16 protein-coding genes are annotated in these 16,697 nt (G+C 70.2%); 14 read left to right on the top strand and 2 right to left on the bottom strand.

What is annotated here, in order from left to right:
• The first annotated feature begins 11 nt into the window (after nt 1-11).
• From CGZ93_RS09560 to CGZ93_RS09540, 5 genes are all read left to right on the top strand, one after another.
• The gene (locus CGZ93_RS09560) at nt 12-563 is read left to right on the top strand and encodes an SseB family protein (RefSeq protein ID WP_094363875.1); all 552 of its coding nucleotides are present in this window, start codon (nt 12-14) and stop codon (nt 561-563) included.
• A 208-nt stretch (nt 564-771) separates the two neighbouring features.
• Nucleotides 772-1,506: a translation initiation factor IF-3 gene (gene infC, locus CGZ93_RS09555; RefSeq protein ID WP_094363874.1), complete on the top strand. Its 735-nt coding sequence runs from the start codon at nt 772-774 to the stop codon at nt 1,504-1,506.
• An 88-nt stretch (nt 1,507-1,594) separates the two neighbouring features.
• Complete coding sequence (gene rpmI, locus CGZ93_RS09550; protein ID WP_094363873.1) at nt 1,595-1,789, top strand: 50S ribosomal protein L35; 195 nt, start codon at nt 1,595-1,597, stop codon at nt 1,787-1,789.
• A gap of 92 nt (nt 1,790-1,881) precedes the next feature.
• On the top strand, nt 1,882-2,253 hold the full coding sequence (rplT, locus tag CGZ93_RS09545) for a 50S ribosomal protein L20 (protein ID WP_094363872.1): 372 nt from the start codon (nt 1,882-1,884) through the stop codon (nt 2,251-2,253).
• 8 nt (nt 2,254-2,261) lie between these two features.
• Complete coding sequence (locus CGZ93_RS09540; protein WP_407643940.1) at nt 2,262-3,092, top strand: TrmH family RNA methyltransferase; 831 nt, start codon at nt 2,262-2,264, stop codon at nt 3,090-3,092.
• Between the two features lie 13 nt (nt 3,093-3,105).
• Here CGZ93_RS09540 and CGZ93_RS09535 read toward each other — a convergent pair whose 3' ends face one another.
• Nucleotides 3,106-4,101, bottom strand: a complete 996-nt coding sequence (locus CGZ93_RS09535) for a mechanosensitive ion channel family protein (RefSeq protein ID WP_176451708.1) — start codon at nt 4,099-4,101, stop codon at nt 3,106-3,108.
• A gap of 207 nt (nt 4,102-4,308) precedes the next feature.
• Here CGZ93_RS09535 and pheS point away from each other — a divergent pair, with 207 nt between their 5' ends.
• Complete coding sequence (pheS, locus tag CGZ93_RS09530) at nt 4,309-5,403, top strand: phenylalanine--tRNA ligase subunit alpha (RefSeq protein ID WP_094363869.1); 1,095 nt, start codon at nt 4,309-4,311, stop codon at nt 5,401-5,403.
• A complete protein-coding gene (gene pheT, locus CGZ93_RS09525; RefSeq protein ID WP_094363868.1) occupies nt 5,400-7,877 on the top strand; it encodes a phenylalanine--tRNA ligase subunit beta in 2,478 nt (825 codons plus the stop codon). Before pheS ends, pheT begins: the two co-directional genes overlap by 4 nt.
• A 25-nt stretch (nt 7,878-7,902) precedes the next feature.
• Here the strand turns inward: pheT and CGZ93_RS09520 are convergent, their stop codons facing one another.
• Nucleotides 7,903-9,075, bottom strand: a complete 1,173-nt coding sequence (locus tag CGZ93_RS09520; RefSeq protein ID WP_094363867.1) for a Pr6Pr family membrane protein — start codon at nt 9,073-9,075, stop codon at nt 7,903-7,905.
• 302 nt (nt 9,076-9,377) lie between these two features.
• Here CGZ93_RS09520 and argC point away from each other — a divergent pair, with 302 nt between their 5' ends.
• The 7 genes from argC to argH are packed head-to-tail and all read left to right on the top strand — an operon-like array spanning nt 9,378 to nt 16,670.
• Complete coding sequence (argC, locus tag CGZ93_RS09515; protein ID WP_094363866.1) at nt 9,378-10,412, top strand: N-acetyl-gamma-glutamyl-phosphate reductase; 1,035 nt, start codon at nt 9,378-9,380, stop codon at nt 10,410-10,412.
• A complete protein-coding gene (gene argJ, locus CGZ93_RS09510) occupies nt 10,409-11,563 on the top strand; it encodes a bifunctional glutamate N-acetyltransferase/amino-acid acetyltransferase ArgJ (RefSeq protein ID WP_094363865.1) in 1,155 nt (384 codons plus the stop codon). Before argC ends, argJ begins: the two co-directional genes overlap by 4 nt.
• Entirely contained in the window at nt 11,560-12,492 is a 933-nt protein-coding gene (argB, locus tag CGZ93_RS09505; protein ID WP_094363864.1) for an acetylglutamate kinase, read from the top strand. Before argJ ends, argB begins: the two co-directional genes overlap by 4 nt.
• Entirely contained in the window at nt 12,492-13,709 is a 1,218-nt protein-coding gene (locus CGZ93_RS09500) for an acetylornithine transaminase (protein WP_094363863.1), read from the top strand. The genes argB and CGZ93_RS09500 overlap by 1 nt, the downstream gene beginning before the upstream one ends.
• On the top strand, nt 13,706-14,650 hold the full coding sequence (gene argF, locus CGZ93_RS09495; protein WP_094363862.1) for an ornithine carbamoyltransferase: 945 nt from the start codon (nt 13,706-13,708) through the stop codon (nt 14,648-14,650). The genes CGZ93_RS09500 and argF overlap by 4 nt, the downstream gene beginning before the upstream one ends.
• Nucleotides 14,647-15,174, top strand: a complete 528-nt coding sequence (locus tag CGZ93_RS09490; protein ID WP_094363861.1) for an arginine repressor — start codon at nt 14,647-14,649, stop codon at nt 15,172-15,174. Before argF ends, CGZ93_RS09490 begins: the two co-directional genes overlap by 4 nt.
• A gap of 5 nt (nt 15,175-15,179) precedes the next feature.
• The gene (gene argH / locus CGZ93_RS09485) at nt 15,180-16,670 is read left to right on the top strand and encodes an argininosuccinate lyase (RefSeq protein WP_094363860.1); all 1,491 of its coding nucleotides are present in this window, start codon (nt 15,180-15,182) and stop codon (nt 16,668-16,670) included.
• Nucleotides 16,671-16,697: the final 27 nt, after the last annotated feature.

The following is a 16,697-nucleotide window of genomic DNA, read 5'->3' as shown; positions in this document are numbered from 1 at the left end:
GCTCACTGACCATGTCGGACGAGCAGACCCACCAGCACCCCAGCCACGAGCTCAACGGAGCCGGTCGCAGCCTCGGCGGCTATTCCGAGCACTACGCCAGCGACGACGGCCGGGCCGACGAAGAGGTACGCCGAGCCCTCGGCCTGGCCGCCGAGACCGGCCAGCCGACCGACTACCTGGCCGCGGTGGCGCGGTTGTGCGGCTCGCGGCTGCTGGTACCGCTGGTCTCCACCGGTGACGAGACGATGACCCACGACCCGCAGCGGCAGGCCGAGATGGCCGCTGTGCTGCTCAAGCACCCCACTCTGGGCACGGCGATGCTCGCCTTCACCGGCACCGACTCGCTGTCGCGGTGGAACGATCGCGCCCGGCCGATCCCGGCCACCCTCGACGTGGTCGCCGACACCGCGCGCCAGTCCCGGGCCAGCACCCTGCTGGTCGACTTCGAGGGGCCGCACCCGCTGGTGATCGACGGGGAGGTGCTGGCCAACCTGGCCGAGAGCCGCCGCCTGGTCCGACTCGAGGACGGCGGTTTCGGCTGGCTGGCCACGCGTACGCCCTGAACAATTCCTGCAGTTCGCATTCCGAGACGGTGTCGACTATCATGGACGCCGAATGATCCGCCTTCGGCGGATCCGCACAAGTGGGGACCTGGTCTCCCACCCGCACGGCCTCCGGTCGTCGGGTCCGCGCAGAGGGTACGCCGCCTTCCGGCGGTTCCTCGGGCGTCCTCCAGGCCTCCGCTCACGCGGGGGCCTTTTCGGTTTCCCGGTGCGGTTCCGTGGAAGCGGGTCGCAGGACAACCCAGGAGGACACATCAGCACCGAACCGCGCATCAATGAGCGTATCCGTGTATCCGAGGTCCGCCTCGTCGGCCCTGCCGGCGAGCAGGTGGGCATCGTTCGGATCGAGGACGCCATGCGGCTGGCCCGAGAGGCGGATCTCGACCTGGTCGAGGTCGCCCCGATGGCCCGACCGCCGGTGGCCAAGCTCATGGACTACGGCAAGTTCAAGTACGAGGCCGCGCAGAAGGACCGCAGCAGCCGACGGAACCAGACCAACGCCGTGATCAAGGAGATGAAGCTCCGACCCAAGATCGACGGGCACGACTACGAGACCAAGAAGGGTCACGTCGTGCGCTTCCTCAAGGCCGGGGACAAGGTGAAGATCACCATCATGTTCCGGGGCCGGGAGCAGTCCCGCCCGGAGCTCGGTTTCAACCTGCTCAAGCGGCTGGCCGACGACGTCGAGGAGTTCGGTTTCGTCGAGTCCGCGCCCAAGCAGGACGGCCGGAACATGCTGATGGTGCTCGGTCCGACCAAGAAGAAGACCGAGGCTCGCGTCGACGTCCAGGCGGAGAAGGACGCCCGGGCGGCAGCGCGCACAGCCGACCAGGAGGCGGAGGATGCGATGCAGGCGGAGCGTCGCCGGCAGGCCTCCCAGCAGGAGCGGAAAGCGAAGAAGAAGGGGCCCGCGGACAACATGGACCCCGACATCGATCTCTGATCATCGATCAGTGGTCACCCGGCGGACAGGCTGCCGTCGGGAAGCAACCATGCACAGCAGATCCCTGTGTGCACAGAAGGAGCGGCAGATGCCGAAGATGAAGACGCACTCCGGTGCCAAGAAGCGCTTCAAGATCACTGGGTCGGGCAAGGTCATGCACCGCAAGGCCGGCAAGATGCACCTCAACGAGCACAAGCCGACCACGCGTACCCGTCGTCTGGACGGCGACGCCGTGCTGGTCAAGGGCGACGCCAAGAAGGCCAAGAAGCTTCTCGGCAAGTAGGTCACCCAGGCTGGCTGAGCCTGTCGAAGCCACCACCACCCACGAACCAACCCCGGTCCGGAGATCCCGAACCGATGAACAAGGAGTAACCCATGGCACGCGTGAAGCGTTCTGTGAATGCGCAGAAGAAGCGCCGTGAAGTTCTTGAGCAGGCCTCGGGCTACCGCGGCCAGCGCTCCCGCCTCTATCGCAAGGCCAAGGAGCAGGTCACCCATTCGATGGTGTACGCCTATCGCGACCGCCGGGCGAAGAAGGGTGACTTCCGCAAGCTGTGGATCCAGCGGATCAACGCGGCCGCCCGCGCCGAGGGGATGACCTACAACCGGTTCATCAACGGCCTGAAGAACGCCGGCGTCGAGGTGGATCGCAAGATCCTGGCCGAGCTCGCCGTCTCCGACTCCAAGGCGTTCGCCGCCCTGGTCGAGGTGTCGCGCGCCAACCAGGGTGAGACCGCGGCCGCCTGAGCCGCGGCATTGCCTTGCCAGCTGGAGTTTCCTCGCACGAGCCGGCCGGTGACCGCCCCGGACAGGGGCGGCTCCGGTCGGCTCGTCGGTTGCTGCAGCGCAAGCAGCGACTGAACACCGGGCTGTTCCTGGCCGAGGGACCCCAGGCCGTCCGCGAGGCGCTCGCCGACCCCGCACGGGTCCGCGAACTGTTCCACGTCGACGGCAACGAGCGACTGCAGCCGCTGCTGGTGGCAGCGCGCAGGGCCGGCGTCCGGGCGTACGCCGTCACCGCGGCCGAGCTGGCCACCATCACCGACACCACCACTCCGCAGGGGATCGTGGCGATCTGCGAGCACACCGAGGGCACCCTCGACGACCTCGGAGCGGCTGCGAGGCTGGTCGTGGTGTGCGCCCAGGTGCGGGACCCGGGCAACGCCGGCACCGTGATCCGCTGCGCCGACGCGTTCGGTGCCGACGCGGTGGTGCTCACCGCAGACTCGGTCGAGGTGACCAACCCCAAGGTGGTCCGCGCCTCGGTCGGGTCGCTGTTCCACCTGCCGGTGGTCACCGGCGCCCACCTGGCGAACACCCTGGACTTCTTCCGGGACAAGGGGTTCCAGGTGCTGGCGGCCGACGGCGGCGGGCAGGACACCCTCGACGTCCTCGCCGACAGTGGCGCACTCGCCCGCCCCACGGTGTGGTTGATGGGCAACGAGGCGTGGGGGCTGCCGCCCGAGCACGCCGTGCTGGCCGATCGTCAGGTCGCCGTGCCCATCTTCGGCCGCGCCGAGAGCCTCAACCTGGCCACCGCGGCCGCGGTCTGCCTGTACGCCTCCGCCACCGCCCAGCGCCGCTGAGACCGCTGCCGACTCAGTGCTCGTCGGCGTTCGGGTTCTCGTCGGCCTGGCCGCTGTTCACCCCGACCTCGGCAGGCCGACGGCGGCGCAACAGTGAGCTGCGTCGGGTGGAGCGCAGCACCGAGTCCTCGTCGACGGCAACCCGGTCGAAGCTGCGCGATTCGACCAGCAGGCCGGGGGAGCGGATTCCCGCCTCGCGCAGCACCGTCATCGCCCGGGCGCGGATCTCCCGCTCCACGGCCCACTGCTCGTTGCCGGGGCACTTCGCCAGCACGGTGAAGTTCATCAGCCGGTCGTTGAAGTTGGTCAGCCCGAGCACCTGCGGGGTGTCCAGCATCTGCTCGCGCCACTCGGGCTCCTCGTCCAGGCTGGCCACCGCCTCCTCGAGGATGCGCACCACCCGAAATGGGTCCTCGGAGATGTTCACCGGGATCTGCACGAAGCTGGAGGACCACCCCTGGGTCTGGTTGCCGACCTTGGTCACCTCGCCGTTGCGGACATACCAGATCTCCCCACTCGGATCCTGCAGCTGGGTGACCCGGAAGCCGACCCGCAGCACGGTGCCCTGGATGCCGTTCACGGTGACGAAATCGCCCACCCCGAACTGGTCCTCGAAGATCAGGAACACCCCCGAGATCAGGTCCTTGACCAGGCTCTGCGCGCCGAACCCGAGCGCCAGCCCGCCGATCCCGGCCGACGCCAGCGCCGGCCCGACCGACATGCCGAGGGTGCTCAACACCATCAGCACCACCACGATTACCAGCACCAGATCGAACACCGAGGCGAGCACCGTGCCCAGGGTCTCGGTGCGCTGCCGGGCCCGGGCCTGGGTGCCCTGCTGGCTCCTGGCCAGCACGGTGCTGGCCCGTTCGCCGAGGCCACCGGCCAGTCGCCGGCGCCCGGTTGCGGCGGTGTCGATAGCCTTGCGGATCGCCTTGTGCACCGCCCACCGCAGCACCAGTGCGAACAGCACGGTCAACACGATGTGGATGGCCTTCTCGGTCAGCATTGCCTGCCAGCCGGGAGGAAACACGCTGGAATCACCTCTCTGCCACTCGACTCCGCCAGCCATGATGGCAAACCGGGGCAACCGCGCCCACCCGGCGCACGCCGATTCGGGTGGAACGCGTTCGCGCGGGCCGGGCGTACTTCCTAGACTGACCCGTGCTGCACCGACATCGTGCACCAGAGCACCACGCCGAACCGAGGGGAGCCCATGTCCGGGCCGAACACCAACTTCGATCCAGTCCAGGTGACACCGCTGGAGGCCGAGCAGGTCGACCAGTTCGTCACCGACGCGCTGGCCGCCATCGCCGCGGCCGGCAGCAGCGCCGAGCTGAAGCAGGTGCGGATCGAGCACACCGGTGAACGCTCCCCGCTGGCCCTGGCCAACCGGGAGATCGGCGCCCTGCCGCCGCAGGCGCGCAAGGACGCCGGCAAGCGGATCGGGCAGGCCCGCGGGCGGGTGGGCCAGGCACTCAAGGCGCGCGAGGGGGAACTGGCCGCCGCCGAGCTCGAGCACCGGCTCGCCACCGAGACGGTGGACGTCACCCTGCCGGTCGAGCTCACCCCGCGCGGGGCGATCCACCCGATCACCGGGATGATGGATCTGGTCAGTGACATCTTCGTCGCGATGGGCTGGGAGATCGCCGAGGGCCCCGAGCTGGAGAGCGAGTGGCTCAACTTCGACGCGCTGAACTTTCCGCCTGATCACCCGGCCCGCTATCTGCAGGACACCCTGTTCGTCGACCCGCCCGAGCACCACCTGGTGATGCGTACGCACACCTCCCCGGTGCAGGCGCGTGCCCTGCTCACCCGGGAGCTGCCGGTCTACATCGCCTGCCCCGGCAAGGTGTATCGCGCCGACGAGTTCGACGCTACGCACCTGCCGGTCTTCCACCAGGTCGAGGGACTGGTGGTGGACAAGGGGATCTCGATGGCGCATCTCAAGGGCACCCTGGACCACCTGGCCAGCGAGCTGTTCGGCGGGGTGACCACCCGGTTCCGGCCGCACTTCTTCCCGTTCACCGAGCCGAGCGCCGAGGTCGACCTGCAGTGCTTCGTCTGCCGCGGCACCGACCGCGGCTGCCGCACCTGCGGCGGCGAGGGGTGGATCGAGTGGGGCGGCTGCGGCGTGGTCAACCCGCGCGTGCTGATCGCCTGCGGCGTCGACCCCGAGGTCTATTCCGGATTCGCCTTCGGTATGGGCATCGACCGTGGCGTGATGTTCCGCAACGGCGCCACCGACCTGCGCGACATGGTCGAGGGTGACCTCCGCTTTTCTCGTTCTCTTGAAGGGATCGCTCGATGAAGGCCCCGCTGTCCTGGCTCCGCGAGTTCGTCGAGCTACCCGCCGATGTCGACGTGCCCGCCCTGCGCGAGGCGTTCATCCGCGCCGGTATCGAGGTCGAGGGCGTCCAGGCCGGCACCGAGGTGAGCGGACCGGTCGTCGTCGGGCGCGTGCTCGAGGTCAACCCCGAGCCGCAGAAGAACGGAAAGACGATCAACTGGTGCACCGTCGACGTCGGCGCGCACAACCCACCCGATCAGCCCGGTCGCGGGATCGTCTGTGGGGCACACAATTTCGGCGTCGGAGACCACGTCGTGGTCTCGCTGCCGGGCGCGGTGCTGGCCGGAGGGTTCGAGATCGCCGCCCGCAAGACCTACGGTCACGTCTCCGACGGGATGATCTGCTCGGCCACCGAGCTCGGGCTGCCCGAGGACGGGACCGACGGAATCATCGTGCTGGAAGGAGATCCCCAGGTCGGGCAGCCGGCGATGCCGCTGCTCGGGGCCGACGAGGTCATCTTCGAGCTGGAGATCACCCCGGACATGCCGCACTGCCTGTCGATCCGCGGTCTGGCCCGCGAGCTGGCGCAGTCGTTCGACGTGGCGTTCACCGATCCGGTGCAGGAATTCGGCGACCCGCAGCAGGGGAGCGTCGGCGTACGCCTGGCCGACCCGCGCTGCTCGCAGTTCGTCGCCCTGCGGGTCACCGGCTTCGACCCCACACGGTCCAGCCCGGCGTGGCTGAAGCGCCGGATCACCCAGTCCGGGATCCGCTCCATCTCGCTGGCGGTCGACATCACCAACTACGTGATGGTCGAGTTGGGGCGCCCCCTGCACGGCTATGACGCCGACAGGCTCTCCGGCGACATCGTCGTCCGGGCGGCCCGGGCGGGGGAGACCGTGACCACCCTGGACGACCAGGTCCGCACCCTCGGCCCCGACGACCTGGTGATCACCGACGATTCCGGGCCGATCGGCCTGGCGGGGGTGATGGGCGGGGCCAGCACCGAGCTCTCCGACCAGACCCGAAACGTGGTGATCGAGGGTGCCTACTTCGACCCGGCCACGATCTCGCGCAGCTCGCGCGGGCACAAGCTGCCCTCGGAGGCCTCGCGCCGCTTCGAACGCGGCGTCGACCCGGCGGCCACCTATGCCGGGGTGCTGCGCGCGGGGCAACTGCTGGCCGAGCTCGGCGGCGGCACCGTCGACGAGCGGGTCACCGTGGTCGGCGAGGTGCCCCCGCTGCCCGGCTGCACCCTGCCCGTCGACCTGCCCGAGAAGATCCTGGGCATGCCCGTCTCGGCCGACACGGTGGTCGAGGCGCTCACCGGCGCCGGGATCGACGTGCAGCGTGACGGCGACCAGCTGCGGGTCACCCCGCCGAGCTGGCGGCCCGACCTGCGTGACCCCTACGACTACGTCGAGGAGGTCGGCCAGAAGGTCGGGCTGGACCGGATCGTCGGGCTGGTGCCGCCCGCCCCCGGCGGTCGCGGGCTGACCGCCGGTCAGCGGGGCCGCCGCGCCGTCACCACGACACTGGCCGATCTCGGTCTGGTCGAGGTGCTCACCTTCCCCTTCCAGGCCACCGCCGACCTCGACCGGCTCGGCCTCGGCGCCGACGATCCGCGCCGGGCCCAGGTACGCCTGGCCAACCCGTTGGCCGAGACCAGTCCGTTCCTGCGTACCACCACCCTGCCGGGGCTGCTCGCCGCCGCCGCGCGCAACCTCAGCCGTGGCCTCGACGACGTGGCCATCTTCGAGCTGGGCTCGGTGTTCCGCGCCGGTGACGGACGCCCCGCCCCAATGCCTCCAGTCGATCGGCGTCCCACCGACAGCGAGTGGGCCGCCTTGAACGACGCCATTCCGGCCCAGCCGCGGCACCTCGGCGTGCTGCTCCAGGGGTCCTGGCTGCCGCAGCGCTGGGACGGTGCGGCCGAACCGGTCGGCTGGCGGCACGCGATGGGCATCGTCGACGCACTCGCCCGCACCCTCGGCGTACCCGTGCGGCGGCGGGCGGGTCAGCAGGCACCGTTCCACCCGGGACGGTGCGCCGAGCTGGTGCTGGACGACGTGGTCGTCGGACATGCCGGTGAACTGCATCCCAACGTGGTCAAGGAATTCGGGCTCTCCGCGGGTGCCGCGGCGATCGAGCTGGACCTCGACGCCCTGCTCGCGGCGCTCCCCGGCCCCGGGGTGATCGCACCGCTGTCCAGCTATCCGGTGGCCAAGGAGGACGTGGCCCTGGTCGTGCCCGCCGACGTGGCCGCCGCCGACGTGCAGGCCGCCCTGGTGCGAGGGGCCGGCGAACTGCTCGAGTCGATACGACTGTTCGACATCTACACCGGCGACCAGATCCCCGAGGGCAGGAAGTCGCTGGCGTACGCCCTGCGCTTCCGGGCCGTCGGGCGAACGCTGAAGGACGCCGAGGCGGCCCAGGCCCGCGACGCCGCGGTCGCCGCCGCGAGAGAATCCTGCGGGGCGGTGCTGCGCTCCTGACGTAGGATCTCCTGCCGTGGCACGGCTATTCGATGCCGTGCCGCGGCCGGATCGCCAACGCGATCCGCTCGGCCGTGGCGACCAGGAACGACACGATCAGCGTCAACACGCAGGTGACGATGGTCGAGCCGACGCTGGAGCGCTCCGGGTTGAGAAAGGCGTAGGGGATCGGCGTACCCCACAGCGCTCGGGACACCAGCAGAAACGCGCCATAACCCAATGGGAACAGCAGAACCAGGCCGACCCGGCTCCACCGGAGCGGGGTCAACGGCGTACGCCGATACCAGATCGCCAGCAGCGTCACGATCGGTGCCACGATGTGCATCGACACGTTGGCCCAGACGCTCGACTCGTGCTCCCCGAAACCCGCGACCGGGAACACCGCAACCCAGAAACCCAACGCGGACACGATGATTCCGGCCACACCGGCGCGCGCGATCACGTCGTGCCCCCGCCACTTCGTCGGCCTGGTGAGCGCGGCGAAGGTGATCATGGCCGCGCTCAGCACGCTGAAATAGAGCCAGGCCGGGGTCGGGTCGTCCGGCTGCCGTGACTGCAGCCAGATGCCGGCCAGCCCGGCCATCGGCACCCAGATGTTGATCTTGTAGCGCGGGGTGAAATAGCTCATCGCGCTGTCGGCGAACACCGACCACAGCACCAGATTGAGCAGCACCGGCACGATCACCGCCCAGGTGCGGGTCGGATAGTCCGGGTTGAGCCGGCCGGCCTCGGAGCACAGGAACCAGGTGTAGGCGATCCCGATCGCATACAACCCCAGAAACGGCAACACGGCAGCCACATAGCGGGAGATCCACCGGTCGCCGCGCTGGGCGATGATCGCATACGGGTTGACGATCGGGTTGCGTGCCGGGGTGCCGAGCCGACCCTCGGCGTACGGCTGGTCGAGCCCGGCCACCAGCACCAGCTCGCGCTCCACGATCGCCGCCGAACGGGCCCGGCGCGAGGTGGCCGCGGTCTGCACCATCTGGAAGAACATCAGCAGCACCACCGGCAGCGGCAGATAGGCCAGGATCTCCTTGCCATAGCCCTGATAGACCGCGAACAGCGACACCGGCAGATAGGCCGCGATCACCCCGATCAACGCCATCGAGGTCTGGCCGGCGTTCTGGATGCCGGTGTCCTCGGCCGACAGCAGCGCGGCCAGCGCCTCGGTGCGCTCCCGTTCGGACTCCTCCATGGCCGAATCCTAGGCCGCGACCGGCCCGGAGGCCGGGAGATTCAGCCGCCCGGGCAGGTCGCGCTGGGTTATGACGGGGTGAGTCCGAACGGGGTGCTGGAGACCGGGGACGTGGCGGCGCTGACCCGCTTTCAGACCAATCATCGACTCACCGCCGATGGCGCCCTCGGCCAGCAGAGCTGGCGTACCCTGCGGGAATCGCTGATGTTCTACAAGAAGTGCGCATGTTCGGCGTTCAGCGGGAGTCGCAAAAGGGGCACGGCGTATGGATTAGTTATTCCAGGTGTGGCATGGTTATGCCCATGGTTTTCAGAGTGGCCGTCGCCGGATGCACGGGATATGCGGGCGGTGAGGTGCTGCGCCTGCTGCTGGAGCACCCCGCGGTGGAGATCGGAGCGCTGACCGCTGGCGGCAGCGCCGGCAGCCGGCTCGGGGAACACCAGCCCCACCTGTGGCCGCTGGCCGACCGGGAGATCCTGCCCACCACCGCCGACACCCTGGCCGGGCACGACGTGGTCTTCCTCGCCCTGCCGCACGGCACCTCCGGCCCGATCGCCGAACAGCTCGGCGAGGACACCCTGGTCATCGACTGCGGGGCCGACTTCCGGCTCACCGACGCCGAGGCCTGGCAGCAGTTCTATGGCAGCGCGTACGCCGGTTCCTGGCCCTATGGCCTGCCCGAGCTGCCCGAGCAGCGGCACCGGCTGGCGCGCAGCCACCGGATCGCCGTGCCCGGGTGCTATCCGACCTCGGTCACCCTGGGACTGCTGCCCGCCGTCACTGCCGGGCTGATCGACGGCCACGACGTGGTGGTGGTCGCCGCCTCCGGCCCGTCGGGGGCGGGAAAGGCGCTCAAGCCGCACCTGCTCGGTGCAGAGCTGATGGGCTCGGCCAGCGCCTACGGGGTGGGCGGGGGACACCGGCACACCCCCGAGATCCTGCAGAACCTGCGGCTGCTCGGTGCTTCCGAACCGACGCTGTCGTTCACCCCGGTGCTGGTGCCGATGAGCCGGGGGATCCTGGCCACCTGCACCGCCCCGCTGGCCGACGGGATCGAGCTTGGGGCCGACGTCCGCGATGCCTACCAGCGGGCGTACGCCGACGAGCCGTTCGTGCACCTGCTGCCCGAAGGGCAGTGGCCGCAGACCCAGGGAGTCGTCGGCAGCAACAGCGTGCAGCTGCAGGTGACCGTTGACCGTACCGCGGGGCGCCTGATCGCCGTGGTCGCCCTGGACAACCTGACCAAGGGCACCGCCGGTGGTGCCATCCAGTGCATGAACCTCGCCCTCGGTCTCGACGAGACCACCGGCCTGCCCAGGATCGGAGTCGCCCCGTGAGCAGCGGAATCACCGCCCCAGCAGGTTTTGCGGCCTCCGGCGGCACCGCCGGACTGAAGGCCTCCGGCCGCCCCGACCTGGCCCTGGTGCACAACCTCGGCCCGAGCTCGGCCGCCGCCGCGGTGTTCACCCGCAACCGGGTGCAGGCCGCCCCGGTGCGGTGGTCCCGCGAGGTGTGCGACGGGTCACTGCGCGCGGTGGTGCTCAACTCCGGCGGCGCCAACGCCTGCACCGGTCAGCCGGGTCATGCCGACGCGGTCGAGATGGCCGAGCTGACCGGCGCGGCGGTGGGCTGCGCGCCGACCGAGGTGGCCGTCTGCTCGACCGGGCTGATCGGTGTACGCCTGCCGATGGACAAGCTGCGCACCGCGATCCCGACCGCAGCAGGTGCACTGTCCCCCGATGGTGGGGCGGACGCTGCCACCGCGATCATGACCACCGACACCGTCGCCAAGCAGGCCGTCTGGCGGGGCGAGGGCTGGTCGGTCGGTGGGATGGCCAAGGGCGCGGGCATGCTGGCTCCCGGGCTGGCGACCATGCTCGTGGTGCTCACCACCGACGCCGTCGTCGACGCCGATTCGTTGCAGCGCTCGCTTTCCGCGGCCACCCGGGTCACCTTCGACCGGCTCGACTCCGACGGCTGCATGTCCACCAACGACACCGTGCTGCTGCTCGCCTCCGGCGCCTCCGGGGTGCCGGTGGCCCTGGACGACCTGACGGCCGCCGTCACCGCGGTCTGCCACGACCTGGGTCAGCAACTGCTCTCCGACGCCGAGGGGGCCGCCCACGACATCGCCGTCGAGGTGGTCGGGGCGGCCAGTGAGGCGGATGCGCTGACCGTCGGCCGCGCGATCACCTCCAGCAACCTGTTCAAGTGCGCCATCTTCGGTCGCGATCCCAACTGGGGCAGGGCGCTGGCCGCACTCGGCACCACCGACGCGGCCTTCGACCCGGACGAGATCGACGTCAGCTTCAACCAGGTGATGGTGTGCCGGGCCGGTGGGATCGGGGAGGACCGATCCCTGGTGGACCTGAGCGAACGCGCGGTGCACGTGCTGGTCGACCTCCACGCGGGGGAGCACACCGCCACCGTGTGGACCAACGACCTGACCTACGACTACGTCAAGGAGAACGCGGAGTATTCGACATGAGTGAGCCCAACGAGGCGACCCCCGCCGGCCTCGGCCCCCGCGAGAAGGCGGCCGTGCTGGCGGAGGCGCTGCCCTGGCTGAACGACTATGCCGGCGCGACGATCGTGATCAAATATGGCGGCAACGCGATGATCGACGACGAGCTGAAACGCGCCTTCGCCGAGGACATCGTCTTCCTGCGCCGCTGCGGCGTACAACCGGTCGTCGTGCACGGGGGCGGCCCGCAGATCTCGTCGATGCTCAAGCGCCTCGACATCGACTCCGAATTCCGCGGCGGGCTGCGGGTGACCACCCCGGCCGCGATGGACGTCGTCCGGATGGTGCTGATGGGGCAGGTGAACCGCGAACTGGTCGGCCTGGTCAACGGACATGGCCCGCTCGCGGTGGGACTCTCCGGCGAGGACGCCGGGTTGTTCACCGCGACCCGCAAGGGGCTGTTGCTGGACGGGGAGGACGTCGACCTCGGACTCGTCGGCGAGGTCAGCCAGGTCCGGCCCGAGGCGGTTCGTGACCTGATGGAGGCCGGACGGATCCCGGTGGTGGCGACCGTCGCCCCCGACGAGGACGGCACCGTGCACAACGTGAACGCCGACACCGCGGCCGCCGCCCTGGCGGTCGCGCTGGGCGCGGAGAAGCTGGTCGTGCTGACCGACGTGGCCGGGCTCTATCGCAACTGGCCCGAGGATCCCGAGATCATCACCGGCATCACCGCCAGCGAGCTGCGGGAGATGCTGCCGACCCTGCAGTCAGGCATGGTGCCCAAGATGGAGGCCTGCCTGGCCGCCGTCGAGGGCGGGCTGAGCCGGGCCACCGTGCTCGACGGCCGCGTGCCGCACGCGCTGTTGCTGGAGATCTTCACCAACGCCGGCGTCGGCACCCAGGTGATCGCCGACCGTGTCGCAAACGACGCCAGCGAAGGGAAATCCTGATGACCGAGCTCTCCGCAACCCTGCCGCAGGGGCACCAGCCGGAGCTGGTCGAGCGCTATCAGCACGCGATCATGAACACGTTCGGGCCGCCGAAGCGGGTCTTCGTCCGCGGCGAGGGTGCCCACGTCTGGGACAGCGAGGGCAAGCGCTATCTCGACCTGCTCGGCGGGCTGGCGGTGAACGCGCTCGGCCACGCCCACCCGACGGTGCTGGCGGCGATCACCTCGCAGCTGGCGACGCTGGGTCACGTGTCGAACTTCTTCGCCACGCCGGCCCAGATCGCTCTGGCCGAACGGCTTTCCGCGATCGTCGCCGGTGACTCGGGGCAGCCCGCCAAGGTGTTCTTCACCAACTCCGGCACCGAGGCCAACGAGGCGGCGTTCAAGCTCAGCCGGCGCACCGGGCGGACCCGGATCATCTCGATGGAGGGCGCCTTCCACGGCCGCTCGATGGGCGCGCTGGCGCTCACCCACAACCCGAAGTATCGCGAGCCGTTCGAACCGCTGCCCGGCGAGGTCACCTTCGTCCCCTACGGGGATGCCGAGGCGCTGGCCGCGGCGATCGACGACACGGTGGCGGCGGTGGTGATCGAGCCGATCCAGGGTGAGAACGGCGTGGTGGTTCCCCCCGACGGTTATCTGCGGCGGGCTCGGGAGCTGACCCGCGAGCACGGTTCCCTGCTCTGGTTCGACGAGGTGCAGACCGGAATCGGACGCACCGGGCACTGGTTGGCCAGCCAGCACGAGGGTGTGGTGGCCGACGTGGTCACCCTGGCCAAGGGGCTCGGCAACGGGTTCCCGATCGGCGCCTGCGTGGCGACCGGGGCGGCGGCCGAGCTGCTGCAGCCCGGTTCGCACGGCACCACCTTCGGCGGCAACCCGGTCGCCGCGATCGCCGGATTGGCCGTGCTGCAGGTGATCGAGCGCGACGAGCTGCTCGCTTCGGTACGCCGCCTCGGCGACCACCTGGAGCAGCGGGTCGATGAACTGGACCACCCGCTGGTGGCCGGCGTCCGCGGCCGCGGGCTGTTGCGCGGCATAGAGCTGACCGCCGAGATCGCGCCGGCCTGCTATGAGACCGCGCTGGAGGCAGGGTTCGTGATCAACGCCCCGCGCCCGAACGTGCTGCGGCTCGCGCCGCCGCTCAACCTGACCGCCGAGCAGCTGGACTCCTTCGTGGACGCGCTGCCCGCCATCCTGGAACGGAGCCGTGGATGACCGAGCAACCGAAGCACTTCCTGGCCGACGACGACCTCAGCGCCGCCGAACAGGCCGAGGTGCTGGACCTGTCTGCGCGGATGAAGCAGGACCCGTTCGGGTTCCGTCCGCTGGAGGGTCCGCGTTCGGTCGCCGTGCTCACCGACAAGCCCACCCTGCGCACCCAGGTGTCCTTTCACGCGGCCATCGCCGAGCTCGGCGGAAACCCCATGCTGGTTGACGGACGGCTGGCCGGGGTGGGGGTCCGGGAGACCATCCCCGATGTGACCCGGGTGCTCTCCCGGCACGTCGCCGCGATCGTCTGGCGGACCGGACCCCAGCAGCGGATCGAGGAGATGGCGGCGGCGTCCTCGGTGCCGGTGATCAACGCCCTCACCGACGACTATCACCCGTGCCAGGTGCTCGCCGACTGGCAGACGATCATCGAGCACAAGGGATCCCTGCAGGGGTTGAGCTTCGCGTACGTCGGCGACGGGGCCAACAACATGGCCAACTCCTATCTGCTCGCCGGCGCACTGGCCGGCATGCGGGTGCGGATCGGCGCCCCGGCGGACTATCACCCGGCGGCCGAGGTGCTGACGCGCGCCGAAGCGATCGCTGACCGCACCGGCGGCTCGATCCTGGTCACCGACTCGGCCACCGAAGCGGTCTCCGGGGCCGACGTGGTGTGCACCGACACCTGGGTGTCGATGGGGCAGGAGGGCCAGGATTCCGAACGGGTGCAGGCATTCGCGCCCTATTCGGTGACCGAGACGTTGGTCTCCGGTGCCGATTCGGACGCCATCGTGATGCACTGCCTGCCGGCCTATCGCGGTAAGGAGATCGAGGCGTCGGTGCTCGAGGGGCCACGCTCGGTGGTGTTCGACGAGGCCGAGAATCGGCGGCACGCTCAGAAGGCGTTGCTCGCCTTCCTGCTGCAGAGTGGGGATCGCGCGCGATGAGTGCGGTGATGACCAAGGCGGCCAGGCAGTCGGCGATCGGTGAGCTGATCAGCGCGGGGCTGGTCCGCTCGCAGACCGAGCTGGGTGAGCTGTTGGCCGAGCGCGGGATCCGGGTCAGCCAGGGCACCCTGTCAAAGGACCTGCTCGAGCTCGGCGCCACCCGGATCCGCTCCAGTGGCGGCCAGTTGGTGTACGCCGTCCCCGGAGAGGGCGGTGACCGCAGCGCGGTGGCCGGGGAATCGCGCGCCGCCGAGCACCGGTTGGCGCGGCTGGCCGGCGAGGTGCTGGTCGCCGCCGAGGCGTCGGCCAACCTGGTCGTGCTGCGTACGCCGCCAGGCGCGGCGCAATATTTCGCCTCGGCCATCGACCGCGCCGCCTGGCCCGCCATCCTGGGCAGCATCGCCGGCGACGACACCGTCCTGGTGATCACCCGCGACCCGCAGGGTGGGGCCGAGCTGGCCGAGCGGATGCTCACCCTGGCCGCCGAGGGCGCCACGGCAGACCTCAAGGAGTCACTAGATTGACCGCCATGAACGACAACTCCGGCACCGGTGAAGGACGACTCTGGGGAGGCCGCTTCGCCGGTGGCCCGGCCGAGGCGATGTTCGCGCTCAGCCGCTCCACCCAGTTCGACTGGCGACTGGCGCGGCACGACCTGCTCGGCTCCCTGGCCCACGCCAAGGCGTTGCACGCCGCCGAGCTGCTCACCGACGACGAGCACGACCGGTTGCGCGGGGCGCTGGCCGGGCTGCTGGCCGACGTCGTCGACCCGGCCCGAGACGGTGGTCGGCCCATCGGTCCGGCGGAGACCGATGAGGACGTGCACGGTGCCCTGGAACGGATCCTGATCGAGCGGGTCGGTGCCGAGCTCGGTGGCCGGCTGCGTGCGGGGCGCTCACGCAACGACCAGATCGCGACCCTCGTGCGGTTGTACCTGCGCGAGGAACTGCGCGCCCTGGCGGCGGGAGTGGCCGAGGTCGTGGAATCCCTGATCGGGCAGGCGACCCGCCACCTCGGCGACCCGGTCGGTGGCCAGCCACCCGCGGTGGAGCACCCCACGGTGATGCCGGGGCGTACCCACCTGCAGTCAGCCCAGCCGGTGCTGCTCTCGCACGCCCTGCTGGCGCACGCCTGGCCGTTGCTGCGCGACGTGCAGCGGATGCAGGACCTGGATCGTCGACTCGCGGTCAGCCCCTACGGGTCGGCCGCGTTGGCCGGCACCTCGCTGGGCCTGGACCCGCAGCTGGTCGCCGCCGAGCTCGGATTCGCCACCTCGGTGGAGAATTCGATCGACGGGACCGCCGCCCGCGACCTGGTCGCGGAGGCGGCATACGTGCTCGCCCAGGTGGGGGTGGACCTCTCCCGGATCGCCGAGGAGGTGATCGTCTGGTCGACCGTCGAGTTCGGGTTCGCCACCCTCGACGACGCCTGGTCCACCGGCTCGAGCATCATGCCGCAGAAGAAGAACCCCGACGTCGCCGAGCTGGCCCGCGGCAAGGCCGGCCGGTTCATCGGCAACCTGACCGGGTTGATGACCACCCTGAAGGGTCTCCCGTTGGCGTACAACCGGGATCTGCAGGAGGACAAGGAACCCGTCTTCGACACCATCGACCAGTTGCGGGTGCTGCTGCCGGCGATGGCGGGGATGCTGGGCACCCTCACCTTCCACCCCGAACGGATGGAATCCCTGGCACCCAAGGGATTCTCCCTCGCCACCGACGTCGCCGACTGGCTGGTACGCCAACGCGTCCCCTTCGCCCACGCGCACGAGGTGGCCGGAGCCGCGGTGCGACACTGCGAACGGCGGGGGATCGAGCTGTCCGAGCTGACCGCCGATGACCTGCCCCAGATCGCGCCCGAGCTCGCCGCCGGCGTGCTCGAGGTGCTCTCCGTGCGCGGCTCGATCGACAGCCGCAACGGCCGCGGCGGCACCGCCACCGGACGGGTCCGCGAACAGCTCGCCGCCGTCCGGGAACGGTGCCGGGAGGCGACCGAGTGGGCTGCCGAGGCGGTCGAGTAGGGCCGAACTCAGCAGGCGAGCTCGTGG

Source organism: Enemella dayhoffiae (assembly GCF_002250625.1).
GTDB lineage: Bacteria > Actinomycetota > Actinomycetes > Propionibacteriales > Propionibacteriaceae > Enemella > Enemella dayhoffiae.
The sequence above is the reverse complement of the archived record's forward strand: the minus strand, read 5'-3'. Positions and strand labels throughout refer to the sequence as shown.

What these genes read in the sequence shown, in the direction of transcription:
- argC (WP_094363866.1), top strand. Translation starts at nt 9,378, where the DNA reads ATGGTTTTCAGAGTGGCCGTCGCCGGATGCACGGGATATGCGGGCGGT.
- argF (WP_094363862.1), top strand. Translation starts at nt 13,706, where the DNA reads ATGACCGAGCAACCGAAGCACTTCCTGGCCGACGACGACCTCAGCGCC.
- argH (WP_094363860.1), top strand. Translation starts at nt 15,180, where the DNA reads ATGAACGACAACTCCGGCACCGGTGAAGGACGACTCTGGGGAGGCCGC.
- CGZ93_RS09490 (WP_094363861.1), top strand. Translation starts at nt 14,647, where the DNA reads ATGAGTGCGGTGATGACCAAGGCGGCCAGGCAGTCGGCGATCGGTGAG.
- rplT (WP_094363872.1), top strand. Translation starts at nt 1,882, where the DNA reads ATGGCACGCGTGAAGCGTTCTGTGAATGCGCAGAAGAAGCGCCGTGAA.
- CGZ93_RS09520 (WP_094363867.1), bottom strand. Translation starts at nt 9,075, where the DNA reads ATGGAGGAGTCCGAACGGGAGCGCACCGAGGCGCTGGCCGCGCTGCTG.
- pheS (WP_094363869.1), top strand. Translation starts at nt 4,309, where the DNA reads ATGTCCGGGCCGAACACCAACTTCGATCCAGTCCAGGTGACACCGCTG.
- CGZ93_RS09560 (WP_094363875.1), top strand. Translation starts at nt 12, where the DNA reads ATGTCGGACGAGCAGACCCACCAGCACCCCAGCCACGAGCTCAACGGA.
- argB (WP_094363864.1), top strand. Translation starts at nt 11,560, where the DNA reads ATGAGTGAGCCCAACGAGGCGACCCCCGCCGGCCTCGGCCCCCGCGAG.
- pheT (WP_094363868.1), top strand. Translation starts at nt 5,400, where the DNA reads ATGAAGGCCCCGCTGTCCTGGCTCCGCGAGTTCGTCGAGCTACCCGCC.
- rpmI (WP_094363873.1), top strand. Translation starts at nt 1,595, where the DNA reads ATGCCGAAGATGAAGACGCACTCCGGTGCCAAGAAGCGCTTCAAGATC.
- CGZ93_RS09535 (WP_176451708.1), bottom strand. Translation starts at nt 4,101, where the DNA reads ATGCTGACCGAGAAGGCCATCCACATCGTGTTGACCGTGCTGTTCGCA.
- CGZ93_RS09500 (WP_094363863.1), top strand. Translation starts at nt 12,492, where the DNA reads ATGACCGAGCTCTCCGCAACCCTGCCGCAGGGGCACCAGCCGGAGCTG.